The organism is Variovorax sucrosi (assembly GCF_051216635.1).
Classification (GTDB): domain Bacteria; phylum Pseudomonadota; class Gammaproteobacteria; order Burkholderiales; family Burkholderiaceae_C; genus Variovorax.
The window spans coordinates 144,163-170,987 of record NZ_JBPJZU010000004.1; the positions used below are offsets into that span (position 1 = coordinate 144,163).

At 68.2% G+C, this 26,825-nt stretch carries 26 protein-coding genes; 12 read left to right on the forward strand and 14 right to left on the reverse strand.

Annotation, left to right across the window (positions count from 1 at the left end):
• Positions 1 to 113: 113 nt before the first annotated feature.
• Genes ACSFBE_RS09525 through ACSFBE_RS09540 form a run of 4 tightly spaced genes read left to right on the forward strand, consistent with a single transcriptional unit; the run spans position 114 to position 4,160 of the window.
• A complete protein-coding gene (locus ACSFBE_RS09525) occupies positions 114 to 803 on the forward strand; it encodes a DUF3348 domain-containing protein (RefSeq protein WP_435490133.1) in 690 nt (229 codons plus the stop codon).
• Positions 804 to 809: 6 nt separating this feature from the next.
• On the forward strand, positions 810 to 2,897 hold the full coding sequence (locus ACSFBE_RS09530) for a DUF802 domain-containing protein (protein ID WP_435490134.1): 2,088 nt from the start codon (positions 810 to 812) through the stop codon (positions 2,895 to 2,897).
• Positions 2,897 to 3,559 (forward strand): OmpA family protein, encoded by a 663-nt coding sequence (locus tag ACSFBE_RS09535; protein ID WP_435490384.1) that lies wholly within the window; start codon positions 2,897 to 2,899, stop codon positions 3,557 to 3,559. The genes ACSFBE_RS09530 and ACSFBE_RS09535 overlap by 1 nt, the downstream gene beginning before the upstream one ends.
• On the forward strand, positions 3,552 to 4,160 hold the full coding sequence (locus ACSFBE_RS09540; RefSeq protein ID WP_435490135.1) for a DUF2894 domain-containing protein: 609 nt from the start codon (positions 3,552 to 3,554) through the stop codon (positions 4,158 to 4,160). Before ACSFBE_RS09535 ends, ACSFBE_RS09540 begins: the two co-directional genes overlap by 8 nt.
• 16 nt (positions 4,161 to 4,176) lie before the next feature.
• Here ACSFBE_RS09540 and ACSFBE_RS09545 read toward each other — a convergent pair whose 3' ends face one another.
• The 3 genes from ACSFBE_RS09545 to ACSFBE_RS09555 are packed head-to-tail and all read right to left on the reverse strand — an operon-like array spanning position 4,177 to position 6,906.
• Entirely contained in the window at positions 4,177 to 5,361 is a 1,185-nt protein-coding gene (locus ACSFBE_RS09545; protein ID WP_435490136.1) for an acetyl-CoA C-acyltransferase family protein, read from the reverse strand.
• A 31-nt stretch (positions 5,362 to 5,392) separates the two neighbouring features.
• Positions 5,393 to 6,178, reverse strand: coding sequence for an enoyl-CoA hydratase/isomerase family protein (locus tag ACSFBE_RS09550; protein ID WP_435490137.1), 786 nt, complete (start codon positions 6,176 to 6,178; stop codon positions 5,393 to 5,395).
• Positions 6,175 to 6,906, reverse strand: a complete 732-nt coding sequence (locus ACSFBE_RS09555; RefSeq protein WP_435490385.1) for a TetR/AcrR family transcriptional regulator — start codon at positions 6,904 to 6,906, stop codon at positions 6,175 to 6,177. Before ACSFBE_RS09555 ends, ACSFBE_RS09550 begins: the two co-directional genes overlap by 4 nt.
• A gap of 155 nt (positions 6,907 to 7,061) precedes the next feature.
• On the opposite strand from ACSFBE_RS09555, the gene ACSFBE_RS09560 reads away from it, so the two are divergent.
• The 6 genes from ACSFBE_RS09560 to ACSFBE_RS09585 are packed head-to-tail and all read left to right on the forward strand — an operon-like array spanning position 7,062 to position 13,676.
• Positions 7,062 to 7,922, forward strand: a complete 861-nt coding sequence (locus ACSFBE_RS09560; protein ID WP_435490138.1) for an ABC transporter ATP-binding protein — start codon at positions 7,062 to 7,064, stop codon at positions 7,920 to 7,922.
• Complete coding sequence (locus ACSFBE_RS09565) at positions 7,919 to 8,800, forward strand: branched-chain amino acid ABC transporter permease (RefSeq protein WP_435490139.1); 882 nt, start codon at positions 7,919 to 7,921, stop codon at positions 8,798 to 8,800. Before ACSFBE_RS09560 ends, ACSFBE_RS09565 begins: the two co-directional genes overlap by 4 nt.
• Entirely contained in the window at positions 8,797 to 9,834 is a 1,038-nt protein-coding gene (locus ACSFBE_RS09570) for a branched-chain amino acid ABC transporter permease (protein ID WP_435490140.1), read from the forward strand. The genes ACSFBE_RS09565 and ACSFBE_RS09570 overlap by 4 nt, the downstream gene beginning before the upstream one ends.
• A 17-nt stretch (positions 9,835 to 9,851) precedes the next feature.
• Positions 9,852 to 11,036: an ABC transporter substrate-binding protein gene (locus ACSFBE_RS09575; RefSeq protein ID WP_435490141.1), complete on the forward strand. Its 1,185-nt coding sequence runs from the start codon at positions 9,852 to 9,854 to the stop codon at positions 11,034 to 11,036.
• A 4-nt stretch (positions 11,037 to 11,040) separates the two neighbouring features.
• Complete coding sequence (locus ACSFBE_RS09580) at positions 11,041 to 11,868, forward strand: ABC transporter ATP-binding protein (RefSeq protein WP_435490142.1); 828 nt, start codon at positions 11,041 to 11,043, stop codon at positions 11,866 to 11,868.
• Entirely contained in the window at positions 11,856 to 13,676 is a 1,821-nt protein-coding gene (locus ACSFBE_RS09585; protein WP_435490143.1) for an AMP-dependent synthetase/ligase, read from the forward strand. The genes ACSFBE_RS09580 and ACSFBE_RS09585 overlap by 13 nt, the downstream gene beginning before the upstream one ends.
• Positions 13,677 to 13,705: 29 nt before the next feature.
• On the opposite strand, the gene bdcA is transcribed toward ACSFBE_RS09585, so the two are convergent.
• Entirely contained in the window at positions 13,706 to 14,419 is a 714-nt protein-coding gene (gene bdcA / locus ACSFBE_RS09590) for an SDR family oxidoreductase (RefSeq protein WP_435490144.1), read from the reverse strand.
• 72 nt (positions 14,420 to 14,491) lie between these two features.
• Here bdcA and ACSFBE_RS09595 point away from each other — a divergent pair, with 72 nt between their 5' ends.
• Positions 14,492 to 15,082 carry a TetR/AcrR family transcriptional regulator gene (locus tag ACSFBE_RS09595; protein ID WP_435490145.1) on the forward strand — a complete coding sequence of 197 codons (591 nt, stop codon included), beginning with the start codon at positions 14,492 to 14,494 and terminating at the stop codon, positions 15,080 to 15,082.
• 44 nt (positions 15,083 to 15,126) lie between these two features.
• On the opposite strand, the gene ACSFBE_RS09600 is transcribed toward ACSFBE_RS09595, so the two are convergent.
• The 10 genes from ACSFBE_RS09600 to clpB form a co-directional block, all read right to left on the reverse strand.
• Positions 15,127 to 16,476, reverse strand: a complete 1,350-nt coding sequence (locus ACSFBE_RS09600) for an amidase (protein ID WP_435490146.1) — start codon at positions 16,474 to 16,476, stop codon at positions 15,127 to 15,129.
• On the reverse strand, positions 16,476 to 17,195 hold the full coding sequence (locus ACSFBE_RS09605; RefSeq protein WP_435490147.1) for a DUF2848 domain-containing protein: 720 nt from the start codon (positions 17,193 to 17,195) through the stop codon (positions 16,476 to 16,478). Before ACSFBE_RS09605 ends, ACSFBE_RS09600 begins: the two co-directional genes overlap by 1 nt.
• 25 nt (positions 17,196 to 17,220) lie before the next feature.
• Positions 17,221 to 18,621, reverse strand: a complete 1,401-nt coding sequence (locus ACSFBE_RS09610) for a TRAP transporter large permease (RefSeq protein ID WP_435490148.1) — start codon at positions 18,619 to 18,621, stop codon at positions 17,221 to 17,223.
• Positions 18,618 to 19,235, reverse strand: coding sequence for a TRAP transporter small permease subunit (locus ACSFBE_RS09615; protein WP_435490149.1), 618 nt, complete (start codon positions 19,233 to 19,235; stop codon positions 18,618 to 18,620). The genes ACSFBE_RS09610 and ACSFBE_RS09615 overlap by 4 nt, the downstream gene beginning before the upstream one ends.
• A complete protein-coding gene (locus ACSFBE_RS09620) occupies positions 19,235 to 20,317 on the reverse strand; it encodes a TRAP transporter substrate-binding protein (RefSeq protein ID WP_435490150.1) in 1,083 nt (360 codons plus the stop codon). Before ACSFBE_RS09620 ends, ACSFBE_RS09615 begins: the two co-directional genes overlap by 1 nt.
• Positions 20,318 to 20,351: 34 nt before the next feature.
• Positions 20,352 to 21,161, reverse strand: a complete 810-nt coding sequence (locus ACSFBE_RS09625; RefSeq protein WP_435490151.1) for a putative hydro-lyase — start codon at positions 21,159 to 21,161, stop codon at positions 20,352 to 20,354.
• Positions 21,158 to 21,538, reverse strand: a complete 381-nt coding sequence (locus ACSFBE_RS09630) for a cupin domain-containing protein (protein WP_435490152.1) — start codon at positions 21,536 to 21,538, stop codon at positions 21,158 to 21,160. Before ACSFBE_RS09630 ends, ACSFBE_RS09625 begins: the two co-directional genes overlap by 4 nt.
• 139 nt (positions 21,539 to 21,677) lie before the next feature.
• Positions 21,678 to 22,595 (reverse strand): LysR family transcriptional regulator, encoded by a 918-nt coding sequence (locus tag ACSFBE_RS09635; RefSeq protein WP_435490153.1) that lies wholly within the window; start codon positions 22,593 to 22,595, stop codon positions 21,678 to 21,680.
• 41 nt (positions 22,596 to 22,636) lie between these two features.
• The gene (locus ACSFBE_RS09640) at positions 22,637 to 22,978 is read right to left on the reverse strand and encodes a hypothetical protein (RefSeq protein ID WP_435490154.1); all 342 of its coding nucleotides are present in this window, start codon (positions 22,976 to 22,978) and stop codon (positions 22,637 to 22,639) included.
• An 8-nt stretch (positions 22,979 to 22,986) separates the two neighbouring features.
• Positions 22,987 to 25,608 (reverse strand): ATP-dependent chaperone ClpB, encoded by a 2,622-nt coding sequence (clpB, locus tag ACSFBE_RS09645; RefSeq protein ID WP_435490155.1) that lies wholly within the window; start codon positions 25,606 to 25,608, stop codon positions 22,987 to 22,989.
• A 116-nt stretch (positions 25,609 to 25,724) separates the two neighbouring features.
• On the opposite strand from clpB, the gene ACSFBE_RS09650 reads away from it, so the two are divergent.
• A complete protein-coding gene (locus ACSFBE_RS09650) occupies positions 25,725 to 26,720 on the forward strand; it encodes a Bug family tripartite tricarboxylate transporter substrate binding protein (RefSeq protein ID WP_435490156.1) in 996 nt (331 codons plus the stop codon).
• Positions 26,721 to 26,825: the final 105 nt, after the last annotated feature.

A 26,825-nucleotide genomic window follows, 5' to 3' on the forward strand; every position in this document is an offset into this window, starting at 1 on the left:
GCGGCGATTGTCCGGGAAGCACGGTCCCGGCGCCGCCCCCGGAATGCTCGACCAAACGTTACCGGCTCGGCAGGGGTCGCGGTGTAGACTGCCGGGTTTTTCGAAGCTCGCGTATGGTGCAAGTCCCCCGGCGTTCCGCCTTCGCCGATTCGTCGCTGGTTCGCCTGCTCGCGCGCTGGAACGAAGCCGACGTGCGCGCGCCTGCGGCGTCCACCGCGGAACGCCTGAGCCAGTGGCTGGGCTGGACCGACGCGATCGCGCTGTCGACGGTGCTGAACGCCCCGGCCGCACGCGCCAAGGCCGCCACAAGCACGCCAGAGGTCGAATGCGCTCGGGTGCGCGACGCCTTGGCCCGAACGATCCGCGAAGACAGCCTGTTCGCGAACGCCGACGACGACGCGCCGGTGCTCACGGCCATCGACTTCGCGCCCTACCGGCTGCGCTACCAGGCGCGGCAGCAGGCGATGGAGGTCGGCGTCGGCCCGTTGCGTGCCAAGTTGCGCAGTGCGCTGGCGGCGCGCTCGGCCGAGATGGCCAAGCTCGCCACGGTCGACGCCGTGATGGAACAGGCGCTGGAGGCGCGCGAGCACAGCCTGCTCGCGACGGTGCCCGCGATGCTCGAGAAGCGCTTCAAGGGCCTGCGCCAGGCGGCCATGCCGGCGCCGGACGCATCGGAGACCGACGCTGCGCCGCAGGTCTGGCTGTCGGTCTTTCACCAGGACATCCGCGATCTGCTGCTCGCGGAACTGGACTTTCGATTTCAACCGGTCGACGGGCTCCTGGAAGCCTTGCGATCGCACTAGGTGTTCATGAACAGATTCCTTCAACCCCTCGTCTTCGCCGCCGGCCTCGCGGCCATCTGCTGGGTCGGCGTCGGCTACATCGGCCACCATCCGCTGGCGCTGGCCATCACCGCGTTGATCGCCGCCTTCTACGTGATCGGCGCACTCGAACTGCGCCGCTACCACCGCGCCACCATGGGCCTCGCCGATGCGCTGCAGGGCCTGACCGAAGCGCCCGCCCGTCTCGGCCCGTGGCTCGACCGGCTCGACGCCTCGCTGCAGAACGCGGTGCGCCTGCGCGTCGAAGGCGAACGCGTCGGCCTGCCCGGCCCGGCGCTCACGCCCTACCTGGCCGGCCTGCTGGTGCTGCTGGGCATGCTCGGCACCTTCCTCGGCATGGTGGTCACGCTCAACGGCACCGGCGCCGCGCTGCAAGGTGCGACCGACCTGCAGTCGATCCGCGATTCGCTCTCCGCACCTGTCAAGGGCCTGGGCCTGGCCTTCGGCACCTCGGTGGCCGGCGTGGCGGCCTCGGCCATGCTCGGCCTGATGTCGGCCCTGTGCCGCCGCGCACGGCTGCAGGCCGGGCAACAGCTCGACACGCGCATCGCGACCACGCTGCGCCCCTTCTCGCTGGCGCACCAGCGCGAGGCCTCGTTCCAGCTGCTCGAACGCCAGGCCCAGGGCATGCCCGAGCTGGTGGCCCAACTGAGCGCCATGACCGCCGCGATGGAGCGCCAGAGCGAAGCGCTGAGCGAACGCCTGCTCGCCGGGCAGGACCGCTTCCACACCGAAGCCGGCGGCGCCTACACCGGCCTGGCCGCGTCGGTCGACCGCGCGCTGAAGGACAGCCTGATCGAAAGCGCCCGCCTGGCCGGCGCCACCATCCGGCCGGTGATCGAGGAAGCGATGGCCGGCATCGCGCGCGAGACCACCGCGCTGCACGGCGCCGTGGCGCAGACGGTGCAGCAGCAACTCGACGGTGTGTCGGCCCGCTTCGACGCGGCCACCGGCGACGTGACCAGCACCTGGAAGGCCGCGCTGGCCGACCACCGCCAGACCAACGAAGCGATGACCGGCGACCTGCGACAGGCGCTCGACGGGTTCAGCGAAGCCTTCGCGCAACGTTCGGCCGCGCTGGTCGACGGCGTGTCGACCCGCCTCGACGAGACGGTCGGCACAGTGTCGACCCACTGGCAAGGCGCCCTCGCGCAACACGAGCGCACCAGCGCGCAACTGGCCGCCGACACGCAGCAGGCGCTGACGCGCGCCGCCGACAGCTTCGTGCAGCAGGCGGCCGGGCTGCTGCAGAGCGTCGATCAGGCGCATGCCGGCCTGCAGACAGAGATCGCATCGCGCGACGCGCAGCGGCTGACGGCATGGACCCAGGCGCTCGAAGCCATGGCCGCCGCGCTGCGCCAGGAATGGCAGCACGCGGGCGAACACACGGTGCGCGAGCAGCGTGCACTCGGCGAGACGCTGACGCTGGCCGTGCGCGAGATGTCCGAGCGCACCGAGGCGCAGGCGACGCACACCATCACCGAAGTCACCGGCCTGCTGCAGGCCGCATCCGAAGCACCACGCGCCGCGGCGGAAGTGGTGGCCGAGCTGCGCACGCAACTGTCGGACAGCATGGCGCGCGACAACACGATGCTGGAGGAACGCGCTCGCATCCTCGAGACGCTGGGCACGCTGCTCGATGCGGTCAACCATGCATCGACCGAACAGCGCGCCGCCATCGACACGCTGGTCGCATCGTCGGCCGACCTGCTGGAACGCGTGGGCGGTCGACTCACCGACCAGATCGGCGAACAGGCCGACAAGCTCGCCAACGTGGGCGCGCAGATCACCGGCAGCGCCGTCGAGGTCGCCAGCCTGGGCGAGGCCTTCGGCTTCGCGGTGGAGCGCTTCGGCGAATCGAACGACAAGCTGGTCGCGCACCTGCAGCGCATCGAAGGCGCGCTGGGCAAGTCGATCACGCGCAGCGACGAGCAACTGGCCTACTACGTGGCGCAGGCCCGCGAGGTGATCGACCTGAGCATCATGTCGCAGAAGCAGATCGTCGAAGACCTGCAGCAGATCGCCGCGCGGCAACCCGCGGCCAGCGACGCATGATGCGCGACGACATCGACGAGGCCGACGGCGCCGGCGTGGCGCAGACGGTGCCCGTCTGGGCCGTGTTCGGCGACCTGATGGCCGGCCTGGTCGGCGCCTTCGTGCTGATCCTCGTCTACGCCATCGGCATGCAGCTCGACCTGGCCAGCAAGCTCCAAGCCGAGGTACAGCAACGGCAGGTCGCGGCGAAGCGCCTGCAGGCGCTGGAAGAAGCGCTGGCCGGCCCGCTCGCCGCTGGCCGCGTGACGATCGCCAATGGGCGCATCGGCATCAGCGGCAGCGTGCTGTTCGCGTTCAATTCCGCAGACCTGCAGCCCGAAGGCCGCCAGGTGCTCAAGAGCCTGGCCGGCCCGCTGGCACGCTACCTGCGCGAGCGCAACGAGATCCTGATGATCAGCGGCTTCACCGACGACCGGCAGATGCGCGGCAATGCCCGCCTCTTCGCCGACAACTGGGAGCTGTCGGCGCAACGCGCGCTGACCGTGACGCGCGCGCTGATCGAGGAAGGCATGCCCGCGGCGTCGGTGTTCGCCGCGGCCTTCGGCTCGGAGCAGGCGGTGGCGTCGAACGCCGATGCCGAAGGGCGTGCGAAGAACCGCCGGGTGGAGATGGCGCCCACGCCGAAGCCGTCGAACGACATCGTCGCGAAGCCTCGTGGCTGACAGCGATTCGACGGCCACCGAGACGCTCGACGCGTGGCGTGCGCGTGGCGCGGATCGGCTCGACCCGGTGCGCTTCCGCTTTCTCGAAGCGATGGCCCGGCGTGCGGCAGCGCACGAGGGCGAAGCACGCCGTCTGCTCGACGAGCGGCTGAAGCATCTGCTGGCCGTGCACGACGCCGACCTGGCGAAGGCCGCCGAGACGAAGAAGAAGACGCCGCCTTCAGCGCCCGTCGCGAGTGGCCTCACGGAACTGCTGGCGCACGTCGCCACGCGGACGGGTGTCGCGGAAGGCAGCGCGACGGCGGGCACCTCCGACCTCAAGTCGCTGCGCTACTTCCGCAGCACCTGGTCGCGCCTCAGTGCCGACCGGCGGCTGACGCAATCGCAGGCCAAGGTGCCGGAGAACGCCGGGCCGCTCAACTCGCAGCACCTGGTGCACCGCGCGATCACGCTGATGCGCGACGCATCGCCGGACTACCTCAATCGCTTGATGGCCTATGTCGACACCCTGTCGTGGATCGAGCAGGCCAATGCGAGCGCACCACCGCCAACCGCAGCCCGGCCCGAAGGCCGGAAGTCTGCGCGCAGCAAGAGCGCCTGAGTGACGCGTGGCGCGTTCAGACGCGCTCGAAGATCGCGGCGATGCCCTGCCCGCCGCCGATGCACATCGTCACCAGCGCATAGCGCCCGCCCGTGCGGTGCAGCTCGGCGATCGCCTTCGTCGTGATGATCGCGCCGGTCGCGCCCACCGGGTGGCCCAGCGAAATGCCCGAGCCGTTCGGGTTCACCTTGGCCGGGTCGAAGCCCAGTTCCTGAATCACCGCGCAGGCCTGCGCCGCAAAGGCCTCGTTCGACTCGATCACGTCGAGGTCGCCCACCTTCAGGCCCGTTCGCTCCAGCACCTTGCGCGTGGCCGGCACCGGGCCGATGCCCATGTACGCCGGCTCAACGCCCGCGTGCGCATAGCCCACCAGGCGCGCCATCGGCTTCAGGCCCAGCGCCTTGACGCGGTCGCCATTCGCCAACACCACAGCAGCAGCGCCGTCGTTGATGCCCGAGGCGTTGCCGGCCGTCACCAGGCCGTCCTTCTTGAAGGCCGGCTTCATCTTCGACAGCGATTCGACGGTGGTGTCGGCGCGCACGTGCTCGTCGGTATCGAACAGCACGACGCCCTTGCGCGTCTTCACCTCGACCGGGACGATCTGTTCCTTGAAACGGCCGGCCGCGATGGCGGCGGCGGCGCGCTGCTGGCTCTGCGCGGCGAGCGCGTCCTGCATCTCGCGCGAGATCTGGTAGCGCGCGGCGACGTTCTCGGCGGTGATGCCCATGTGCATCTTCTCCCACGGGTCGTGCAGGATGCCGAGCATGTAGTCGACCAGCACCGCGTCGCCCATGCGCATGCCGTAGCGCGCCGAGGTGTCGAAGTACGGGCCACGGCTCATCGATTCGGAGCCGCCGCCGATGGCGATGTCGCAGTCGCCCAGCGCAATGGCCTGCGCCGCCGACACGATGGCCTGCAGGCCCGAGCCGCACAGGCGGTTGACGTTGAAGGCCGGCGTCTCAATCGGGCAGCCGGCGTCGATGGCGGCCACGCGGCTGAGGTAGGCATCCTTCACGTCGGTCGGGATCACGTTGCCCAGCACGACGTGGCCGATGGCGTCGGCCGCCACGCCGCTGCGCTCGATGGCGGCCTTCACCGCGGTGGTGGCCAGTTGGGTGTTGGGCACGTCCTTCAGCGCGCCGCCAAAGGTGCCGATGGCGGTGCGGGCGGTGCCGACGACGAAGATGTCCTGGATGCTCATGGGTTGCTCCTGAAGATGGAAAGGTGTCGGCCTAGCGGCCGGTGAAAACGGGCGTCTTCTTCGCGAAGAAGGCGTCGATGCCGAGTCGGAAATCGTCGGTCACGGCGCACTCCCGGAACGCCGCGGATTCGGCGTCGAGCTGGTCGGGCAGGTCGCGCTCGAACGAAGTACGCATCAGCCGGCGCAGCCGGCCGAGCGCCACCGTCGGACCTTTGGCGAGGCGCTGCGCAAATGCCATCGACTCGCGCTCGAGGTCGGCGGCGGGCAGCACGCGGTTGATCAGGCCCATGCGCTCGGCGGCGGCGGCATCGAACATCTCGCCCAGCATCGCGATTTCGAGCGCGCGGCGCAAGCCCACCAGCCGCGGTAGCGCCCACGAGGCACCGACGTCGCAGCTGGTGCCGATGTTCACGTAAGCCAGGTTGAAGCGCGTGCCCTCCGCCGCCAGCACGAAGTCGGCCTGAAGCATCAGGCTCAGGCCGGCACCAGCCGCCACCCCATGCACCTGTGCGACGAGCGGTGCGTCCATGCCGGCGAACACCGTGAGCGCTTCGTGCAGCGGGCCGATCAGGTCAGCCGCGCCCTGCAATGGGTCGGCTTGCAGCACGGCAAGGTCGCCGCCGGCCATGAAGCCCTTGCCGGCGCCGCTCAGCAACACGGCGCGCACGCCTTTGTCCGCGGCGAGCTCGCGCGCAGTGGCAAGGAAGGCCCTCGCCATGGGCACGTCGATGGCATTGAGCGCGTCGGGACGGTTGAAGCGCAGCGTGGCGACGTCGCCGTCGCGGCCGACGAGGAGCGAGGGCTCGGAGGGGGTCATGCTTTTCCTTTCTTGCGAGGCGCCTTGGCCGCCTTGGTTGCCTTTTCCGCAGTGGCCGTTGGTGCAACCGCCCTCTTGCGTACCGCCACCCGGCGCCGCAGCACGCCGTTGAGCAGCAGGTCGATGCCCTGGTCGGCAATCTCCTCGGGCGAGAGATGGCCGTCGCTGCGGTACCAGCGGCCGACCCAGCTCAACGCGCCGGCGAGCATGAAGGCAGCCATCTTGGGGTCGCACGGCGCGAGCGAGCCCTCGGCCACGCCGTCGGCGATCAGCCGGCGGAACTGCAGGTCGATGCCGGCCTTGAGCCGGCGCAGCTCGGTCTTGAGCGGCTCGGGCAGCGGGTCTTCGCCGATGCGGATCACGCACATGCCGAAGTGCTGCGTGACGACCCCGGTGTAGATGCGCATGCAGGCCTTGAGCTGTTCGATGGCGCTGCCACCGGCGGCGCGCACCGCCTCGATGCCGTCGCGCATCAGGTCGAGCGCGGTGCGCACGCACTCGAGCAGGATCTGGTCCTTGCTCTCGACGTAGTAGTAGAGCGTGGGCTTGCTGACGTTGAGCCGCTCGGCGATGTCGTCGAGCGAGGTCGCGTGGAAGCCGCGTTCGTTGAAGAGCTGCGCCGCGGTCTGCAGCACCGCGTTGCGCTTGACCTCGCGCTGCTGCGCGCGGGTGCTCGCAGGCTCCCAGGGCGATGCGGAGGCGTTGGTACGAAGGGCGGAAGTGACCATGGCGAGAAAGGTGGGCACGGGAAAGTCCGGATGCCGCGACCTGCGGCGAACGGTGACATTACCGGCGAGTAGAAATTCTACGGACAAGTAGATTTCCTCGCCGGTCGCGCAAACCCTAGCCATCTTTTCCGCACGCACGTGCAAGCTCCGCCACCATGTCCGTACTGTCCGCCGGCCACGCCCCCAACTCTGCATCGCCGGTGCTGCAGGTCGAGGCACTGACGCTGGCCTTCGGCGGCGTAAAGGCACTCACCGGCGTGGGCTTCGGCGTGCAGCCGGGCTCCATCACCGCGGTGATCGGCCCCAACGGCGCAGGCAAGACCTCGCTCTTCAACACCATCTCCGGCTTCTACCGGCCGGCCGCCGGACGCGTGGTGTTCGAAGGCAACGACATCACCCGCATGCCACCCCCCCAGCGCGCCAAGCTGGGCCTGGCGCGAAGCTTCCAGAACATCGCACTGTTCCGCGGCATGACGGTGCTCGACAACATCAAGCTGGGCCGCCATTCGCACCTGAAGACCAACGTCTTCGACGCCCTGCTGTACGTCGGCCGCGCGCGTCGCGAAGAGGCCGAGCTGCGCCGCGATGTCGAGGAACGCATCATCGACTTCCTCGAGATCGACCACATCCGCCACGCCCCGGTCGCCGCCCTGCCCTACGGCCTGCAGAAGCGCGTCGAGATGGCGCGTGCGCTGGCCATGCAACCCAAGGTGCTGATGCTCGACGAGCCGGTGGCCGGCATGAACCGTGAAGAGACCGAGGACATGGCGCGCTTCATCCTCGACGTGCGCGACGAATGGGGCGTGACAGTGCTGATGGTCGAGCACGACATGGGCATGGTGATGGACCTGTCGGACCATGTCGTGGTGCTGAACTTCGGGCAGGTGATCGCACAGGGCGCGCCGGCCCAGGTGCAGGCCGACCCCGAGGTGATCCGCGCCTACCTCGGCGCGGGCGACGTGGGCGACCTGCGCCGCAAGCTGCGCGGCGAAGCCGTTGCGAGCGAGGCCGCATGATCGACTGGCCCTACCTCTTCGAGATCAGCCTGACCGGCATCGCCAGCGGTGGGCTCTATGCCTTGGCCGCATTGGCCTTCGTGCTGGTCTACAAGGCGACGCGCGTGGTGAACATCGCCATCGGCGAGATGCTGATGGTCGGCGCCTACCTGTTCTTCACCTTCGCGGCGAGCTTCGCGCTGCCGATCTGGATGGCGGTGATCGGCGCGGTCATCGGCACCGGCCTGCTGGGCGCCATCGTCGAACGCACGATGATCCGGCCGCTGCTGGGCGAGCCGCCCATCTCGGTGTTCATGGTGACGGTGGGGCTGGCATCCATCCTCGTCGGCCTCGTCGAGATCATCTGGACCGCCGACCAGCGGCGCCTGCCCGAGTTCCTGCCCAAGGCGCCGATCATGGTCGGCGATGCCTTCCTCGCACCCAAGGTGTTCTACGGCGCGTTGATCGCGGCTGTGCTGATCGGCGCGGTGCTGCTGGTGTTCCGTTTCTGGCGCGGCGGCGTCGCGCTGCGCGCCACGGCATCGGACCAGGCCGCCGCCTACTCGATGGGCATCAACGTGCCGCGCGTGTTCTCGCTGGCGTGGGTGGCGTCCGCGATGATCGCCTCGGTCGCCGGGATCATGGTCGGCGCCATCGGCGGCATCTCGTCGTCGATGGGCGTGTTCGGTCTGTCGGTGCTGGTGGTGGTGATCGTCGGCGGGCTCGACAGCGTGCTGGGCGCACTCGTCGGCGGCATCTTCATCGGCCTGATCGAGGCGCTGGCCGGGGCGTTCCTGGGCGGCGAGTACAAGCTGCTGGCGACCTTCATCGTGCTGGTGCTCGTGCTAATGGTTCGGCCCTACGGCCTGTTCGGCACCCATGAAATAGAACGGCTATGAGAATCGGCACCCTCAAGGAAAGCTACGCAGCCGACGCCGCGCTGTTCGACTCGCGCACGCAAAAGGTATGGCTCGCCATCGGCACCGCGTTGCTGCTGCTGTTCCCCTTCGTCGCCAGCGACTACTGGCTCTACCTCGCTTGCCTCGTCGCCATCAACGTGGCCAGCGCCACGGGCCTCAATATCCTCACCGGATACACCGGCCTGGTGAGCCTGGGCCAGGCTGCCTTCATGGGCCTCGGCGCGTACACGGTGGCGATCCTCGAGACGCGACTCGGTACACCCTTCCTGCTGAACCTGCTGGCCGGCGGCGTGGTCGCGATGCTGGGTGGCCTGGTGGTGGGCATTCCGTCGCTGCGCGTGAAAGGCCTGTACCTGGCCATCGCCACCATCGCCGCGTCGTTCATCACGCACTTTCTGTTCGCCAACCTCAAGCTGACCGGTGGCACCAGTGGTCTCTCACTGCCGCCCGCGACCTTCTTCAGCATGGCGCTCGACACCTCCTTCCGCCTCTACTGGTTGATCGTGCCCGTCATGATCCTGATGGTGCTCGGCGCGGCCAACCTGTTCCGCACACGCGTGGGGCGTGCCTTCATCGCGATCCGCGACCGCGACATCTCGGCCGAGGTGCTGGGCATTCCGCTGCTGCGCTACAAGCTGCTGTCGTTCGGCCTCTCGTCCTTCTACGCCGGCGTGGCCGGCGGGCTGTGGGCCTACTTCTTCCGCGTGGTCACGCCGGAGAGTTTTCCGCTGCTGATGTCCATCTTTTTCCTGGCCGCGATCATCGTCGGTGGCATGGGCTCGATCCTCGGCGGCATCTTCGGCGCGGTGTTCATGACCATGGTGCCCGAGCTGCTGAAGCTCATCGTCGACATCCTGCCGGGCGGCACCGAGATGACGGTGTTCCTCTCGCCGGTGCGCACCGTCGTCTTCGGTCTTCTCATCGTCGGATTTCTGGTGTTCGAGCCGCACGGGCTCGCAGAAGTGTGGCGGCGCACGCGCCGCTTCTTTCATCTATGGCCGTTCAGAAACTAGACCCCCAGGAGACACGCATGAACCAGACACACAAGCTCTCGCCCCGCCGCCGCGCCCTGCTGCTTGCAGCGGGCCTGGCCCTCGCCGCGCCCTTCGCCCAGGCGCAGGCCAACGAAGACATCGTCATCGGCGGCTCGATCCCCATGACCGGCGTGTTCGCCTTCGCGGGCATCGGCATCAACGCCGGCATGGCCGACTACGTGAAGATCGTGAACGATGCCGGTGGCATCAAGGGCCGCAAGCTGCGCTATGTGCCGGAAGACACCGGCTACAAGGTCGACGTGTCGGTCGCGGCGTTCAAGAAGATCACCAGCCAGAACAAGGTGAACCTCTACTACGGCGACTCGACCGGTTTCTCGAAGACCATCAACCCCGAGCTCGACCGCAACGGCCAGATCCTGATGGCGGGCGCGTCCTTCGCGACCGAGCTCAACGACCCGGCCAAGTACCCGAACCAGTTCCTGGTCGGCCCCGACTACACCGAGCAGTTCGGCATCCTGCTGCGCCACATCGCCAAGGAGAAGCCGGGCGCCAAGGTCGCCTTCGTGTACTCCGACTCCGAGTTCGGCCGCGACCCGATCGAGGCCAGCGAAGCCGCCGCCAAGAAGCTGGGCCTGTCGGTGCCGATCAAGCTCATGACGCCGCCGGGCAGCGTCGACGTGTCGACCGAGGTCATCAAGCTGCGCCGCGCCGCGCCCGACTACACGATCTTCCACGGCTACGTGCTCGCGCCGATCCCGGAATTCGTGCAGCAGGGCAAGCAGATGGGCATGACCAGCCAGTGGATGGGCACCTTCTGGACCATGGACAGCTCGACCGTCATGAAGATGGGCGAAGGCGCCGACGGCTTCATGGGCGTGATGCCCTACCGCTATTACTACGACACCTCGGCCAGGTCGCCGATGCTGGAGAAAATCCGCGCGATGCGGCCCGAGTACCAGAGCACGGCCTACACGCAGGGCTTCCTCACCGCGATGCTCTTCACCGAGGCGGCCAAGCGCACGCTCGATGCCGGCAAGCCGCTCGATGGCAAGAACCTCAAGGCCGCGCTCAACACCATCAAGGACTTCGACACCGGTGGCCTGATCGGCACGCCGATCACCATCAGCGGCAACTCGATCCCCGTGGGCCGCGTCTACAAGGCCGACATGAAGGCGCAGAAGATGGTGCCCGCGTCCGACTGGATCAACCTCAGCAAGTAAGCCGATGGAAGCAGACGCGGTCATGGCGGGCGAGATCGTTCTCGGTGTGAACAACATCGAGGTGGTCTACAACAAGGTGGTGCAGGTGCTGCGCGGCCTGTCGCTGGCCGTGCCGCGCGGCGAGATCGTGGCGCTGCTGGGCAGCAACGGCGCGGGCAAGTCGACCACGCTGAAGGCCATCTCGGGCCTGCTCGCGCTGGAAGACGGCGAGGTCGAGGCCGGCCGCATCGACTTCAATGGCCGCAGCACGGCCGACCGGCTGCCGCAGCAACTGGTGCGCGACGGGCTCAGCCATGTGATGGAAGGCCGCCGCGTGTTCGAGGACCTGACGATCGAGGAGAACCTCGTCGCCGCCACCTACGCACTGACCGGCCGCAAGGACGCCAAGCCCGACTTCGACGCGGTCTACAGCTACTTCCCGCGACTGCACGAGCGGCGCAAGGGCCTGGCCGGCTACCTCTCGGGCGGCGAGCAGCAGATGCTGGCCATCGGCCGGGCACTGGTCGCGCAGCCGCAGCTCATCCTGCTCGACGAGCCCTCGCTGGGCCTGTCGCCCAAGCTGGTCGAGGACATCTTCACGATCATCGCGCGCATCAACGCCGAACGCGGCGTGTCGATGCTGCTGGTGGAACAGAACGCGACGGTCGCGCTGGCCGTGGCGCACCGCGGCTACATCATGGAGAACGGCAAGATCGTGATCGACGGCAGCGCGGAACGGCTCGCGTCGGACCCCGACGTGCGGGAGTTCTACCTGGGCGTGGGCGGCAGCGGCGAGGCGCGCAGCTTCAAGGCCATCAAGCACTACAAGCGGCGAAAGAGATGGCTGTCGTGAAGTTTCCCGAACTCACCCTCCCGCAGATGCTGCGCGAACAGGCGCGGCTCAAGCCGTCGCACATCGCGATCCGCCAGAAGGACTTCGGCATCTGGAAGCCGCTGAGCTGGCAGGCCTACGCCGAGCGCGCCATGCACGTCGGGCTCGGCCTGCGCGCGATCGGGCTCGCGGCCGGCGGCCATGTCGGCGTGCTGTCGGAGAACCGCACCGAATGGGTGCTGGCGCAGATGGGCACCGGCCTCGTCGGCGGCGTGACCGTCGGCGTGTACCCGACCAGCCCGGCGAGCGAAGTCGCCTACGTGGTGGGCCACGCGGACATCGAAGTCATCGTCTGCGAGGACCAGGAGCAGACCGACAAGGTGATCGAGTCGCTCGACGGGCTGCCGCGCCTGCGGCGCATCGTCGTGATCGAGACCAAGGGCCTGCGCAACCTGGCGCCGGAACATCGTGAGATGGTGACGACCTTCGCCGAGGTCGAGCGGCTCGGCGTCGCGTCCGCTTCGCACGGCGGCGGCGCGCTGGTCGACATGGCGCTCGGCGCGCAGACGCTCGACGACGTCGGGCTGATGATCTACACCTCGGGGTCCACCGGCAAACCCAAGGGCGCGATGCTGTCGTACCGCAACATCCGCGGCGTGGTGCCGGGCATCGTCGACCGGCTCGGCCTGGACGGCGACACCACGCACCTGTCGTACCTGCCGCTGTGCCACGTGGCCGAGCAGATGCTCACGGCCTTCGTGCCGCCCTACCTTGGCTCGCAGGTGAACTTCGGCGAATCGATCCGCACCGTGCAGGAAGACCTGCGCGAAGTCGCGCCCAGCATCTTCCTCGGCGTGCCGCGCATCTGGGAGAAGTTGCACGCGTCGATCAGCATCAAGCTGCAGGAAACGGGTCGCCTGCAACGCGCGCTGTTCGACCGCGCCTGGAAACGCTGCGAGGCACTGGCCGCCAAGCCGCGCGCGGATTGGTCGCTCGCCGACCGCACGGCCCATGCCGCGAGCTACTGGCTGGTGCTGCGTGCGCTGCAGAACTTCATCGGCCTGCGGCGTGTGAGGGTGGCGCTGACCGGCGCGGCGCCGATTCCGCCGGACGTGGTGCGCTTCTTTCGCACGCTGGGCGTGCCGCTGGTCGAGGTGTACGGCCTCACCGAGTCGAGCGGCATGGTGACCGGCCACCGGCCCGTCGACATGGTGGTCGGCACCGTCGGGCCGCCGACGCTGGGCGTGGAACACCGCGTGGCCGACAACGGCGAGCTGCTGCTGCGCGGCGACATGGTCTTCGCCGGCTACTACAAGAACGACGAGGCGACGGCGCAGTCGATCCGCGACGGCTGGCTGCACACCGGCGACGTGGTGCGGCAAGAAGCCAATGGCCATCTGCGCATCGTCGACCGGCTCAAGGACATCATGATCACCGCCGGCGGCAAGAACCTTACGCCGTCGGAGATCGAGAACACGATGAAGGGCAGCCCCTACATCAAGGAATGCGTGATCGTGGCCGAGGGCCGCAAGTTCGTCGGCGCGCTGATCCAGATCGACTACGAGACGGTCGGCAAATGGGCCGAGGCGCAGCGCATTCCGTTCACCAACTTCCGCTCGCTCACCGAGCACGCCGACGTGCTGAAACTCATCGGCGACGAGGTGGCGCGCGGCAATGGCAAGCTGGCGCAGGTGTCGCACATCCGCCGCTTCCACCTGCTCGCCAAGGAGCTGGACCACGACGACGGCGACGTCACCGCGACCATGAAGGTGCGGCGCTCCGCGATCTACAAGAGCTACGCGAGCGAGATCGAGCGGCTGTACGTCTGATGGATGCGGGAAGGCGCCGATGACGGCGATCAGGCCCCGAAGGCGCCGTCGATCGTGTGCATCGCTCCCGTCACGAAGCCGGCTTCCGGCCCCGCCAGCCAGGCCACCATGCCTGCCACCTCTTCCGAACGGCCGTGGCGCTTGATCGCCATGAAGCTGTGCATCAGGTCCTTCATCGGCCCGTTCTCCGGATTCGCGTCGGTATCGATCGGGCCCGGCTGCACGATGTTGATCGTGATGCCGCGCGGGCCGAAATCGCGGGCCAGCCCGCGCGCCAGTCCTTGCAGCGCGGATTTGCTCAGCGCATAGGACGCCATGCCGGGGACCGGCATGCGGTCACCGTTCACGGATCCGATCACGATGATCCGCCCGCCTTGCGGCATCTGCCGCGCCGCCTCCACCGAGGCGTGGTACGGCGCATGGACGTTGATGCGGAACAGGCGATCCACCGCATCGGGGTCCTGCTCCAGCGCGTCGCCGAAGATGGCGATGCCGGAATTCACCACCAGCACGTCCAACGGGCCGCTGTCCCGCACGCGGGCAATGACCGCGTCTCGATCGGCACTGTCCGTCAAGAACGCGGTGCTGCCTGTTTCGGCAGCCAGGCGCTGCGCCGCTTCGGGCGAGCCGGCGTAGGTGAACGCCACCTGCGCGCCGTCCGCCACGAAGCGCCTGACGATAGCCGCCCCAATTCCCCGGCTGCCGCCGAGCACCAAAACCGACTTGTCCTTGAACGCTGACATGGATCACTCCTGGGTATTAATGTAGTGCATGATACATAATGCACCCTGCCCCTTGTCAAGGATTTTGTAATCATGACTACAGATATTTTGCGTGCCCGTGGTCGGCCACGCGGTTTCGACCCGGATGAAGCGGTCGCGACCGCACAGTGCCTCTTCCATGCGCGCGGCTACGACGCTGTCAGCGTGGCGGACCTGACGAAGGCGCTGGGCATCAACCCGCCCAGCTTCTACGCGGCCTTCGGCAGCAAGGCCGGCCTGTACGCACGCATCCTCGATCGCTATGCCGCGACCGGTGCCATCCCGCTCTTGCAGATCCTGGGTGTCGACCGGCCGTTGGCCGTGTCGCTTGCAGAGGTGTTGGAGCAGGCAGCTCGCAGCTACGCCGCCGACCCCACCGCGACGGGCTGTCTGGTGCTGGAGGGCACACGCTGCAATGACCCCGAGGCGCGCGACGCGGCCTGCGGCTTTCATGTGGCTGCGCAAGACGTGATTCGCCGCAGCATCGCCGAGCGCTATCCGCAGGAAGCGGATCGGCTGGCGGATTTCGTCAGCACCACCATGGCCGGACTCTCGGCCAGCGCCCGCCACGGGCAAAGCCTGGACCGCCTCCTGGCCACCGCGCGGCTCGCCGGCATGGCACTCAAACAGGCGCTCCCTGCTTAGCTGCGTTCACGTCCAAAATTGCGCGCGCCCACCACGAGCGCGCCTCAATCACCCCGCAGGGCCGCTTCGACCGCCAGCGCCACTGCAGCCAGCCGTGCATCGTCGCCACGCACCGACGACAGCATCAGGCCGACCGGCAGCTCGCCCGAGCGCTGGCACGGCAGGCTGAACGAGCAGCCGTCGAGGAAATTGATGGCGAAGGTGTTGCGCAGCAGCAGGCCGTTGGCCTTGAAGAAGGCCTCGTCGGTGGCCAGCGCCTCGATCGCCGGCGCGACGATCGGCACTGTCGGGCACAGCAGTGCGTCGAAGCCTTCGATGGCGCCTTCGACGCGGGCGATCCAGTCGCGGCGGCGGTCCTGCATCACGATGTAGTCGGCCGCGCTCACCGACATGCCGAGGTCGACGCGGGCGGCGACGCGCGGGTCGAAGCGGGCGCGCTGCGCGCCGATGCGGGCACGGTGCACGGCCGAGGCTTCGACCGGCGAGAAGCCGCCGGGTGCGTTGATCTGCGTGATCTCGGCCAGCTCGGCGAGCGGGAGGTCGACCACGATGGCGCCGGCGGCCGACAGCACGCCGAGCGCGTGCTCGAAGGCCAGCGCGACAGCAGGCTCGATGCCGTCGAACATCATCGTGCGCGGCACCGCCAGGCGCATGCCCTGCAGCGGGCGGCGGTGCACCGCGAGCGGCATGTCGGCGATGGCGGCGTCGACGAGCAGGCAGTCGGCCACGCTGCGCGTCATGGCGCAGACGGTGTCGAGCGAGCGTGCCAGCTCGAACGCACCGGTGCGCGGCACGCGCGACTGCGTGCTCTTGAAACCGACCAGGCCGCACAGCGCGGCCGGGATTCGGATCGAGCCCCCCGTGTCGGAACCCAGCCCGGCCACCGCCAGGCCGAGCGCGACCGACACCGCCGCACCCGACGACGAGCCGCCGGGAATGCGCGCCACCGCGGCGTCCGCCGGGTTGCGCGGCGTGCCGTGGTGCGGGTTGATGCCGACGCCCGAGAAGGCGAACTCGGTCATGTTGGTCTTGCCGACGATCGCCGCGCCGGCCGTGCGCAGGCGCGCGACGGCCACGGCATCCGCCACCGCGGCGGGTTCGCCCTCGCACACGACGGAACCGGCCATGGTGGTCTCGCCGGCCACGTCGTACAGGTCCTTCACCGTGACGGGCAAGCCGGCCAGCGCGGGCAGCGCCACACCGGCGCGCTGCGATGCATCGGCATGGCGCGCCGCGGCCAGCGCGGCATCACCGTACAGCCGCGTGAAGACGTTCTTTGCAGCGTCGGACGACGCGCCCTCGAGCGCCTGCGCGACGACGGCTTCGTGCGACAGCGCGCCACGCGCGACGCGGGCACGCAGCGTCGCGATGTCCAGGCCTGCGGCGGCGGCCATCAGGCGACCACCTCGAGCGCCTGAACGGCGTAGCGGTGCACGATGCTGCGCTTCAAGCGCGGGTCGTGGATCTCCAGCTCCATCTCGGTCGCCGGGCGAATGCCTTCGCCCTTGCCGTTGGGAATGGCGCCAAGCGTGCCGCAGGTCATGAATCGGCCTTCGGCGCCGCCCTCGGCCTGGTAGATGCCGTCGCGCAGCGCAGCCAGCGGGCGGATCGAGGCGAAGCTGCCCTTCTGGTAGTCGATCCACTGGCCGTCTTCCAGGATGCGCGAGCGCAGCTGCAGCTCGTCCTGGTAGCCGGCCACGTCGCGCCAGCGCCAGGCCGTGGTCGCTACGGGCTTGGCGCACATCTGCTTGGACACCACGACCGAGTAGGTCTCGACCTGGCGGTCGGTGTGGTCGGACGCCACCGTCAGCCACCACTCGCCGTCGGCGAAGAACAGCATCGGCTCGGCCTCGCCGGAGCTCTGGGCGCCAAGCGCCTCGATGACGGGTGATTGCGTCAGCAGCCCGGCGCCGACGCGGTAGTACAGCGGCACGCTCGACGGGCGCGGCACGCCGATGGCTTCGAGCTCTTCGATGTGGTGTTCGATGGCGGCAGCGTCGCGGCCGGTCCAGCCGGCGATCACCAGTTGGCGCGGCACGACCGACAACAGCTGCGTGGCACGGGTGCCGTCGGCCGTCACGGATTCGCAGGCGAAGGAAAGGGTCAGGGACATGAAAGAAGGCTCCGCGAAAAGGGGATCACATGAGATAGGCCGGCAACCACAGCGCGATGGCGGGGAACACCATCAGCACGATGATCGCGAGCATGTAGACGGCCATGAAGGGCATGACGCCGGCGAACATATCGGTGATGGGCCCGGGCTGCCGTCGCATGCCCTGCAGCACGTAGAGCACCGTGCCGTCGGGCGGGCTGATCATCGCGATCTCCACCAGCATCGTGATGACCACGCCGAACCAGATCGGGTCGTAGCCCAGCGCCGTGACCACCGGGAACAGCAGCGGAATGGTGGTGATCACCATCGACATGCCTTCCATGAAGGTGCCCAGCGCCAGGTAGAAGCCGATGATCACCAGCATGATCACCCAGCCCGGAAACGGCAGCCCCGTGAGGAACTTCGCCAGCATCTGCGGGATGCCCAGCGACGACAGGATGTAGTTCAGGAAGTACGCGCCGAAGAGGATCAACGCGATCATCGACGTGGTGCGCGCAGTTGCCTTCATCGACTCGGCCAGCATCTTCCACTTGAGCTTGCGGTCGACCAGCGCCAGCACCAGACTGCCCGCCACACCGAGCGCGGCCGATTCGGTGGGCGTGGCCCAGCCGGCGTAGATGGTGCCCAGCACCAGGCCGATCAGCAGTGCGGTGGGCACCAGGTCCGACAGGCTGGCGATGCGGTGCCGCCAAGTGATGGCCTTGGACGCCTCGTCACCGTGCAGCTTGAGCTTGTAGCTGTAGTACAGGATGACGGCCGTGAACAGCGCCACCACCAGGATGCTCGGCCCCACCGCCGCCAGGTACAGCGCGCCCACCGAAGTCTCGGTGATCAGGCCGTAGATGATGAAGGTGATGCCCGGCGGGATCAGGTTGCCCAGCGCGCCGCCGGCGGCCAGCGAGCCCAGCACCAGCTTGGGCGGGTAGTGGCTCTTCTCGAAGTACGGCAGCGCGACCGAGCCCATGGTCGCGGCAGTCGCCACGCTGGAGCCGGCCACGGCCGAGAACACGCCGCAGGAGATGATGTTGGTGTGCAGCAGGCCACCGGGCAGGCGGCCCATCCAGATGTTGAGCGCGCGGTAGAGCCGCTCCGACAGGCCGGCGCGCAGCATGATCTCCCCCATCAGCAGGAAGAGCGGCACCGACACCAGCACGAAGTTGGTCGACGGGCTCCAGATCATCTCGCCGATGAAGTTCCAGAAGGGGCGGTCCGAGAGCGCATAGCCTGCCAGCAGCGACAGCACCGCGAGCGCGGCGCCCACGTAGATGCCACCGGCGAAGAAGCCGATGAAGGCCACCAGCACCGAGGCCAGCGCCCACCAGGGCACGCCGGAGGTGGCGATGGCCGCCGCATGGTCGTGCATGCCGAACAGCGAAGCGCCGCCGATCAGCAGGCCGATCGCGACGATGAAGACGATGGCGATCATCGCGAAGCTCCTGTGGCCGTGGAAACGGCAGGTTGTTGCATGCCTTGCTGTGCTTCGGCCACGGCCTCGAGCGTCTCGGCGGCTTCGTCGACGTAGGTGCGCGCCATCAGCATGCGGTCCATGCCGTCGGCATCACCGGCCGCCAGCTGGCGCGCGGCGCGGGCCGCGAGCGCGACGACGGCCAGCAGCATCAGGACCAGGCCGGCGGCCCACAGGCCCTGCGGGATGGCCAGCGGGGTGTGCAGCGCCGACAGGTCGGTGGCACCGAAGTCCCATGAATCCTTGGCCAGCGAGAAGGCGCCCCAGGCGAAGAAGCCGGTGGCCACCAGCAGGGCGAGCAGCGACGCCAAGTGCAGCCAGACGCGCACCTTCAGCGGCATCTTCTGCACCAGCACGTCGATGCGCACATGGCCGCGCTCGAACAGCGTGCCCGCCAGCCCCCAGCTCATGCCGATGGCCATCAGGTAGCCGGTGACTTCGGTCGTCGCCTCGGTCGAGAAGCCCAGCAGGCGCCGGGCCGCGATGTCGAAGCAGATCAGCAGGGTGATCACCAGGTAGCACCAACCGGCGATGGTCATCGCCTTGGCGCTCACCCATTCGAGCGCACGGAACATCACTTGGCCACGTACTTGATGCCGGTGATCGGGGCGATCACCTCGGTGTACACCGCAGCGCAGCGGTCACCGCAGCGCTTGATCCAGCCAGGCAGCACGTCGTCGGCCAGATGCTTCTGCAGCGACGCGGTCACGCCGGCTTCAGGCTTGGCTTCGACCATCGGCTTCTTCATCAGCGTGTGCAGCTTGCAGCCGTCGGCGCGGCCGACGTTGCAGGCGATGCCGTCGTTGGTGGCTTCGACGCCGAGCTTCCACTGTGCTTCCTGCACCTCGCTCATCGTCTTCTCGAACTGGGCGCGCACGGCCGGGTCGAGCTTGTTCCACCAGGCCAGGTTCACGAAGTAGCCCGAGGTCGACCACGACAGCGGCAGCGTGTAGAGGTGCGTCGTGACTTCGGGCCACTTGACGCCGTTGCCCGAACCGGCACCGGTGATGCCGCAGTCGACCGTGCCGCGTTCCAGCGCGGTGTAGACCTCGCCGAAGGCCAGCGACACCGGTTGGCCGCCGAGCGACTTGATCAGGTCCGACGCCGACGGGCCGTTGGTGCGCACCTTCAGGCCCTTGAGGTCGGCCAGGCTCGCGACCGGCTTGCGGCAGAACAGCATCTGGCCCGAGAACGGATAGGTCGCGACCAGCTTGATACCCAGACGCTCCAGTTCCTTGTTGGCGACCGGCACCATCGCGTCGGCCACCTTGCGGGCCTGCGCAATGTCGGCGTTCATGCCGGCCAGGTCGACGCCGTCGAGCATTGGCACGTCGCCCGACACGGTGGTCAGCGGCGCGGCGGCGATGTCCACCTGGCCGGAGCGCACCAGGCGCAGCACTTCAGGGCCGTTCACGTTGCGTTCGGGCCAGGACGACAGCGTGACCTCGACGCGACCGTTGGTGGCCTTGTTGATGCCGTCGCGCAGCAGCGGCTGGTCGACCTTGGTGTACTGGGGCAGGTTCGGCGCCACCTGCGTGATGGCCTGCACGGCGATCTTGGGGCCGGCCGGCACCTGGGCAACGGCGGTGACGGCGGTACCGGCGAGCAGCATGACGGCCACGGCGACGGATGCGAGGGAAGACAGCGAAGGCTTCATCGGAAACTCCTGAAGAAAGAAGAAAAGACAGCGACTAGAAACTGGCGATGCGGTGGTTGAGCAGGTCGGTCACCAGCATGCAACCCGGCGCATGCGTGATGCAGAACGACGGCTTGGCAGCCATCACCACGGCCTGCGGCGTCACGCCGCAGGCCCAGAACACGGGCAGCTCGTCGTCCATCACCGCGACCGGCTCGCCGAAGTCAGGCGCGCCGAGGTCGGCGATGCCGATGAGGTCGGGCCGGCCGATGTGCACCGGCGCGCCATGCACCTGCGGAAAGCGCGAGGTGACCTGCACCGCGCGGATCGCGTCGGCCGCCTTCATCGGGCGCATGGACACGACCAGCGGCCCCTGGAAGATGCCCGCGGGCACGGTCGGCAGGTTGGTGCGGTACATCGCGACGTTGCGACCCTCGGCCACGTGACGCAGCGGCACGCCGGCCTCGAGCAGCGCCTCTTCGAACGAGAAGGAGCAGCCGATGACGAAGCTCACCAGGTCGTCGCGCCAGAGCGCATCGATGTCCCGCACCTCGTCGACCAGCACGCCGTCGCGCCAGACGCGGTAGAGCGGCAGGTCGCTGCGGATGTCGATGTCCTCACCCAGCGTGGGCAAGGCCGGGTCGCCCGGCTCCGACACCGCCAGCAAGGGGCAGGGCTTGGGGTTGCGCTGGCAGAAGCGCAGGAAGTCGTCGGCCTGCGCCTTCGGCAGGATCGCGAGGTTGCCCTGCACGTGGCCCGGCGCCATGCCGGCCGTGTGGCCCCCGTAGCGCCCGCTGCGCACCAGCAGGCGCGCAGCGCGGCCGGTAGGCGCCAGGGCGGCGAGGGAAGAATTGGCGGTGCTCATCCGTAGTACTGGATCTCGAACATCACGCAGCCGGTGCGTGAGACGAAGGGGCCGTGCACCGCGCCCGGCGGGCGGCAGGCGAAGGTGTAGGGGCCGAAGGCTTCGCCGCCCTCGCCTTCGGCGTCGCAGCCGACCACCAGCTCGCCTTCGACGATGAAGACCTCTTCATGGAAGTCGTGGACCACCCGCCGATCGATCAGCGCGCCGGCCGACCAGCGGGCCAGCCGCGTGCGCGAGCCGGTGCCGGCAGCCGTGTCGAGGTTGTCGGCCAGGATGATCTCGTCGATGCGCCCGGCCGAGCAGGCCACGGGCGACCATTCGGTGGACGCGTCGTCGGGACGGATTGCGAAGAACTCGCGATGTCTTTTGGCCGTCATGGATCTGTGCATGGCGCGCAGTGTTGTCGCACGCCCTCGCAGGGTCAAACGGGAAATTCTTTCGGTGACCTATAGCGTTTCGTGATGCACAGCCGTGGCGCACCCGGCCGCCCCAGCTTCGGGCGCGATGTGGGCCGGATCAGGGCGCGAGCACGTCGTCGCGGCAGGTCGCGATGAACTGCTCGCACGACAACTGCGCCATGCTGATCAGCGCTTCGGCCAGGGGCGACGCGGGTTCCAGCCGCATGCTGGCGACCAACGGCAGCGGGATCGGCACCGGGTCGACGTCGAGCACCACCAGCTTGCCCTGGCGCAAGTCCTGCTGGATCACGGCCAGCGGCAGCAGCGCCGTGCCGAAGCCGGTGCGCGCCAGATCGACCATGGCGCCGAGCGACGAGAAGTAGCTCACCCGCAGGTTGGCGCAGCCGCTCGCGTTCTGCGCGATGTTGCGATAGACGCTCGACTCGCGGTTGAAGGAGATGATGGGCTGCTCGGCGATGTCGGCGAAGGACAGCAGCTTGCGCGACGGGAACTTGAGCGCCAGCGACGGGCTGGTGACCCAGCGCATCGCGAGGTTGGCGATGCGGCGGTTGTCGATGAAGCCCGGCGTGATCTCTTCCGACAGGATCGCGCAGTCGATGGTGCCCCGCAGCAAATCGTCGCGCAGGCGCGGCGTGATGTCGGAGATGAGTTCCAGCGTGGCGTTGGGGTACTTCTCGGCGAAGCGGGAGAACAGGTCGGGCAGCCAGGTGTGGGCCACGGTCTCGATCACGCCGATGCGCAGCATGCCGGAGAAGGCGTCGGTCTGGCCCATGGCGGCGACCATGCGGGCCTGCAGCTCGAGCATGCGCTCGGCGTAGGGCAGCAGTTCAGTGCCGTGGTAGGTGAGCAGCACGCCGCGGTGCTCGCGGTCGAACAGGCGCACGCCGAACTGCTCTTCCAGCGTGGCGATGCGGCTGGAGATGCCGGCCTGGGTGGTGTGCATCTTCTCGGCGGCCGCCTTGAAGCTGCCGAGCTTGGCAACCCAGACAAAAGCCTCGAGAAAACGCACGTTCATGGGCGGAGTCTACGGGCAGTGCCGGCCCAGCCGGCCGCGACTCACTCGCCGCGCGGGGCGGGGCGGGCCCGGACGTCGGTCACTTCGCCGACGTCGCCCAGGGCGACCGGGCTGCGCGACGATTCGCCCCGTGCCCGGGCGCTGACCACGTCGGCCGCGGTCGGCGCGGCGGGTTGCTGCGCCGCACGAAAGCGGTCGAAGCCGCTGCGCGGGTTGAAGCGCCCACCCAGCGTGGCACTCCACGGCGCGACCGGCTGGCCTGTCAGGCGCGCCCAGCCGTAGCGCAGGCCCCACACGGCCGCCAGCAGCAGCACGGCGACGGCCAGGCTGGCCGCGAAGACCAGTCCCAGGCAGAAGAGAACGAAGCGGAGGATGAAATTCATCATCGGCATTAGGCCAGCGCCCCGGCCGATGGTTCCCCGCCCTTCGTGAACGAGAACTGCCCGGGGGACTGGATCGGGTCGGTCTCGACACGGATCGTGTCCTTCGGCCCGAAGCTGCCGTCCAGCAGCAGCTTGCTCAGCGGGTTCTCGATGCGCTGCTGGATCGCCCGCTTGAGCGGCCGCGCACCGAACACCGGGTCGAAGCCGACCTTGGCGATCTCCGCCAGCGCTGCCGGCGACACATCGAGCGCCAGGTCCATCTTCGCCAGACGCGCCTGCAGCACCTTCAGCTGGATCGCCGCGATCGATTCGATGTTCTTCGCGTCGAGCGCGTGGAACACCACTGTCTCGTCGATGCGGTTCAGGAACTCGGGGCGGAAGTAGTTCTTCAGCTCATCCCACACCGCGTCCTTGATGTCCTGGCTCGGCTGGCCCACCATCGCCTGGATGATCGGCGAGCCGATGTTGCTGGTCATCACGATCACCGTGTTCTTGAAGTTCACGGTGCGGCCCTGGCCGTCGGTCAGGCGGCCGTCGTCGAGCACCTGCAGCAGGATGTTGAACACGTCCGGATGCGCCTTCTCCACCTCGTCGAGCAGCAGCACGCTGTAGGGCTTGCGGCGCACGGCCTCCGTCAGGTAGCCGCCCTCCTCGTAGCCCACGTAGCCGGGCGGCGCGCCGATCAGGCGCGCAACCGAATGCTTCTCCATGAACTCGCTCATGTCGACACGGATCAGGTGGTCTTCGCTGTCGAACAGGAAGCCGGCCAGCGCCTTGCACAGCTCTGTCTTGCCCACGCCCGTCGGGCCGAGGAACAGGAAGGAGCCGGTCGGGCGGTTCGGGTCGCTCAAACCCGAGCGTGAGCGGCGGATCGCATTCGCGACCGCGCCGATGGCCTCGTCCTGGCCGACCACGCGCTCGTGCAGCTTGTCTTCCATCACCAGCAGCTTGTCGCGCTCGCCCTGCATCAGCTTGGCGACCGGGATGCCGGTGGCGCGGGCCACGACTTCGGCGATCTCCTCGGCGCCGACCTGCGTGCGCAGCAGCGTGGGCGCGCTGGACTTTCCCTTGCTCGCCTCGTTCTCCTCGGCTTCGCGCAGGCGCTTCTCCAGCGCCGGCAGCTGGCCGTACTGCAGCTCGGCGAGCTTGTTGAAATCGCCCTTGCGCTTCCACTCCTCGATCTCGAACTTGAGCTTGTCGATGTCCTCACGGATCTTCGCGCTGCCCTGGGCCTGCGCCTTCTCGGCCTGCCAGATCTCGTCGTAGTCGGCGATCTCCTTCTGCAGCTTCACGATCTCGTCCTCGATCAGGCCGAAGCGCTTGACCGAGGCTTCGTCCTTCTCGCGGCGCACGGCTTCGCGCTCGATCTGCAGCTGGATCAGGCGGCGGTCGAGACGGTCCATCACCTCGGGCTTGGAGTCCATCTCGATCTTGATCTTGGCCGCGGCCTCGTCGATCAGGTCGATGGCCTTGTCGGGCAGGAAGCGGTCGGTGATGTAGCGGTCGGAGAGCTCGGCCGCGGCGACGATCGCCGGGTCGGTGATCTGCACGCCGTGGTGCACTTCGTACTTTTCCTGCAGGCCGCGCAGGATGGCGATGGTCGCTTCGACCGAGGGCTCGCCGACGATGATCTTCTGGAAGCGGCGCTCCAGCGCGGCGTCCTTCTCGATGTACTTGCGGTATTCGTCGAGCGTGGTCGCGCCGACGCAATGCAGCTCGCCACGCGCCAGCGCCGGCTTGAGCATGTTGCCCGCGTCCATCGCGCCCTCGGCCTTGCCGGCACCGACCATGGTGTGCAACTCGTCGATGAAGACGATGGTCTGGCCTTCGTCCTTGGCGAGTTCATTCAGCACGGTCTTCAGACGCTCTTCGAACTCACCGCGGAACTTGGCGCCGGCCAGCAGCGCCGCCATGTCGAGCGACAGCACGCGCTTGCCCTTGAGCGAATCGGGCACCTCGCCCGCCACGATGCGCTGGGCCAGGCCTTCGACGATGGCGGTCTTGCCGACACCAGGTTCGCCGATGAGCACCGGGTTGTTCTTGGTGCGGCGCTGCAGCACCTGGATCGCGCGGCGAATCTCCTCGTCGCGGCCGATCACCGGGTCGAGCTTGCCGAGGCGTGCGCGCTCGGTCAGGTCCATGCAGTATTTCTTCAGCGCCTCGCGCTGGCCTTCGGCGTCGGCGCTGTTCACGCCCTGCCCGCCGCGCACCGCGTCGATGGCGGCTTCGAGCGACTTGCGCGTGAGGCCCTGGCTGCGCGCCAGATGGCCGACGTCGGCCTTGCTGTCAGCCAGCGCCAGCAGGAAGAGCTCGCCGGCGATGAACTGGTCGTTGCGCTTGATGGCTTCCTTCTCGGTCGCCTGCAGCAGCTTGTTGAGCTCGTTGCCGACCTGCACGGCGTCATGGCCCTGCACCTGCGGCAGCTTCTTGATGGCGGCCTCGGCCGCCTGCGTGAGGCCCGGCACGTTGACACCGGCGCGCTCCAGCAGCGCGCGCGGGCCCTCGTCCTGGCGCAGCATGGCCGCGAGCAGGTGAACCGGCTCGATGTAGGCGTTGTCGTTGCCCAGCGCGAGCGATTGCGAATCGCCCAGCGCTTCCTGGAACTTGGTGGTGAATTTGTCTTGGCGCATGGTGTGATTTCCTTGCCTTCAAAATAGGAGCGTTCGCGCACCGTTCAAGAGCACGGACAAAATCAGGCACGGCTATTGCACCGCCGTCCGCTTATCTCATTGGATTGGAGTCGATCATGGTTTTTTCAACGCAGCGCGCTCAACCGGTTCGCCGGGCGCTGGCGCTCGGCCTTGTTGTAGCCTCCCTGGGCCTGTCGGGCCTTGCGCAGGCGCAAAGCGGTACGCCGATCCGTCTGCTGGTGGGTTTCCCAGCCGGTGCGGGCAGTGATGCCATCGCTCGCGCCCTCGGCGAAAAACTCAAGGACGAACTCGGCGTTCCGGTCGTGGTGGAGAACCGGGCCGGCGCCGGCGGGCAGATCGCGGCCCAGGCCCTGAAGGCCTCAGCGGCCGACGGCCACACCCTGTTCCTGACGCACGACCACAGCATCTCGATCCTCCCGCAAGTGGTCAAGAACCCCGGCTTCAACCCGGCCGCCGACTTCGTGCCCGTGGCCGGCTTCGCCACCTTCGCCAACGTGCTGGCCGTGTCCGGTGGCACGCCTGCCAAGACGATGGACGAGTACGTGAAGTGGGTGCAGACCGCCCGCGGCGGCAAGGAAACCATCGGCGTGCCGGCCCCCGGCTCCATTCCCGAGTTCCTGGTCAAACTGATCGGCGAGAAGTACAAGCTCGACCTGCAGGCGGCTCCCTACCGCGGCAGCGCGCCCATGACGGCCGACATGCTGGGCAACCAGATCACCGCCGGCATCGCCTCGGTGCCCGACTTCATCGAGAACCACAAGGCCGGCAAGGTGCACATCGTGGCCGTCATCGGCGCCAAGCGTCAGCCGCTGCTGCCGCAGATCCCGACCTTCACCGAACTGGGCTTCGCCAACCTGGACGACTACCCCTACTACGGCCTGTTCGCACCGGTGGGCACGCCCCAGCCGGTGATCGACAAGTTCGGCACGGCGCTGCAGAAGGTGCTGGCCATGCCCGACGTGAAGAAGAAGCTGACCGACATGGGCCTGAACGTCGCGTATGAATCGCAAGGCCAGTTCGCCGGCCGCGTGCGCACCTACACCAGCGCCTGGGAAAAGATCATCCAGGCGAGCGGCTTCAAGCCGCAATAACTGTTCACGGATCGGGCGTTGTCAGCCCGAATCCTCACAGTGCGGCACGCCCCTTCCCCTGAGGCGCCGCGACAGTGGCACGTCCGAGCGTGAAATCCGCACGCT

Bases quoted from the DNA above. Each gene is read 5' to 3' on its own strand.
- ACSFBE_RS09525 (WP_435490133.1), top strand. From the start codon at position 114: ATGGTGCAAGTCCCCCGGCGTTCCGCCTTCGCCGATTCGTCGCTGGTT.
- ACSFBE_RS09530 (WP_435490134.1), top strand. From the start codon at position 810: ATGAACAGATTCCTTCAACCCCTCGTCTTCGCCGCCGGCCTCGCGGCC.
- ACSFBE_RS09535 (WP_435490384.1), top strand. From the start codon at position 2,897: ATGCGCGACGACATCGACGAGGCCGACGGCGCCGGCGTGGCGCAGACG.
- ACSFBE_RS09545 (WP_435490136.1), bottom strand. From the start codon at position 5,361: ATGAGCATCCAGGACATCTTCGTCGTCGGCACCGCCCGCACCGCCATC.
- ACSFBE_RS09550 (WP_435490137.1), bottom strand. From the start codon at position 6,178: ATGACCCCCTCCGAGCCCTCGCTCCTCGTCGGCCGCGACGGCGACGTC.
- ACSFBE_RS09555 (WP_435490385.1), bottom strand. From the start codon at position 6,906: ATGGTCACTTCCGCCCTTCGTACCAACGCCTCCGCATCGCCCTGGGAG.
- ACSFBE_RS09560 (WP_435490138.1), top strand. From the start codon at position 7,062: ATGTCCGTACTGTCCGCCGGCCACGCCCCCAACTCTGCATCGCCGGTG.
- ACSFBE_RS09565 (WP_435490139.1), top strand. From the start codon at position 7,919: ATGATCGACTGGCCCTACCTCTTCGAGATCAGCCTGACCGGCATCGCC.
- ACSFBE_RS09570 (WP_435490140.1), top strand. From the start codon at position 8,797: ATGAGAATCGGCACCCTCAAGGAAAGCTACGCAGCCGACGCCGCGCTG.
- ACSFBE_RS09575 (WP_435490141.1), top strand. From the start codon at position 9,852: ATGAACCAGACACACAAGCTCTCGCCCCGCCGCCGCGCCCTGCTGCTT.
- ACSFBE_RS09580 (WP_435490142.1), top strand. From the start codon at position 11,041: ATGGAAGCAGACGCGGTCATGGCGGGCGAGATCGTTCTCGGTGTGAAC.
- ACSFBE_RS09585 (WP_435490143.1), top strand. From the start codon at position 11,856: ATGGCTGTCGTGAAGTTTCCCGAACTCACCCTCCCGCAGATGCTGCGC.
- bdcA (WP_435490144.1), bottom strand. From the start codon at position 14,419: ATGTCAGCGTTCAAGGACAAGTCGGTTTTGGTGCTCGGCGGCAGCCGG.
- ACSFBE_RS09595 (WP_435490145.1), top strand. From the start codon at position 14,492: ATGACTACAGATATTTTGCGTGCCCGTGGTCGGCCACGCGGTTTCGAC.
- ACSFBE_RS09600 (WP_435490146.1), bottom strand. From the start codon at position 16,476: ATGGCCGCCGCCGCAGGCCTGGACATCGCGACGCTGCGTGCCCGCGTC.
- ACSFBE_RS09605 (WP_435490147.1), bottom strand. From the start codon at position 17,195: ATGTCCCTGACCCTTTCCTTCGCCTGCGAATCCGTGACGGCCGACGGC.
- ACSFBE_RS09610 (WP_435490148.1), bottom strand. From the start codon at position 18,621: ATGATCGCCATCGTCTTCATCGTCGCGATCGGCCTGCTGATCGGCGGC.
- ACSFBE_RS09615 (WP_435490149.1), bottom strand. From the start codon at position 19,235: ATGTTCCGTGCGCTCGAATGGGTGAGCGCCAAGGCGATGACCATCGCC.
- ACSFBE_RS09620 (WP_435490150.1), bottom strand. From the start codon at position 20,317: ATGAAGCCTTCGCTGTCTTCCCTCGCATCCGTCGCCGTGGCCGTCATG.
- ACSFBE_RS09625 (WP_435490151.1), bottom strand. From the start codon at position 21,161: ATGAGCACCGCCAATTCTTCCCTCGCCGCCCTGGCGCCTACCGGCCGC.
- ACSFBE_RS09630 (WP_435490152.1), bottom strand. From the start codon at position 21,538: ATGACGGCCAAAAGACATCGCGAGTTCTTCGCAATCCGTCCCGACGAC.
- ACSFBE_RS09635 (WP_435490153.1), bottom strand. From the start codon at position 22,595: ATGAACGTGCGTTTTCTCGAGGCTTTTGTCTGGGTTGCCAAGCTCGGC.
- ACSFBE_RS09640 (WP_435490154.1), bottom strand. From the start codon at position 22,978: ATGAATTTCATCCTCCGCTTCGTTCTCTTCTGCCTGGGACTGGTCTTC.
- clpB (WP_435490155.1), bottom strand. From the start codon at position 25,608: ATGCGCCAAGACAAATTCACCACCAAGTTCCAGGAAGCGCTGGGCGAT.
- ACSFBE_RS09650 (WP_435490156.1), top strand. From the start codon at position 25,725: ATGGTTTTTTCAACGCAGCGCGCTCAACCGGTTCGCCGGGCGCTGGCG.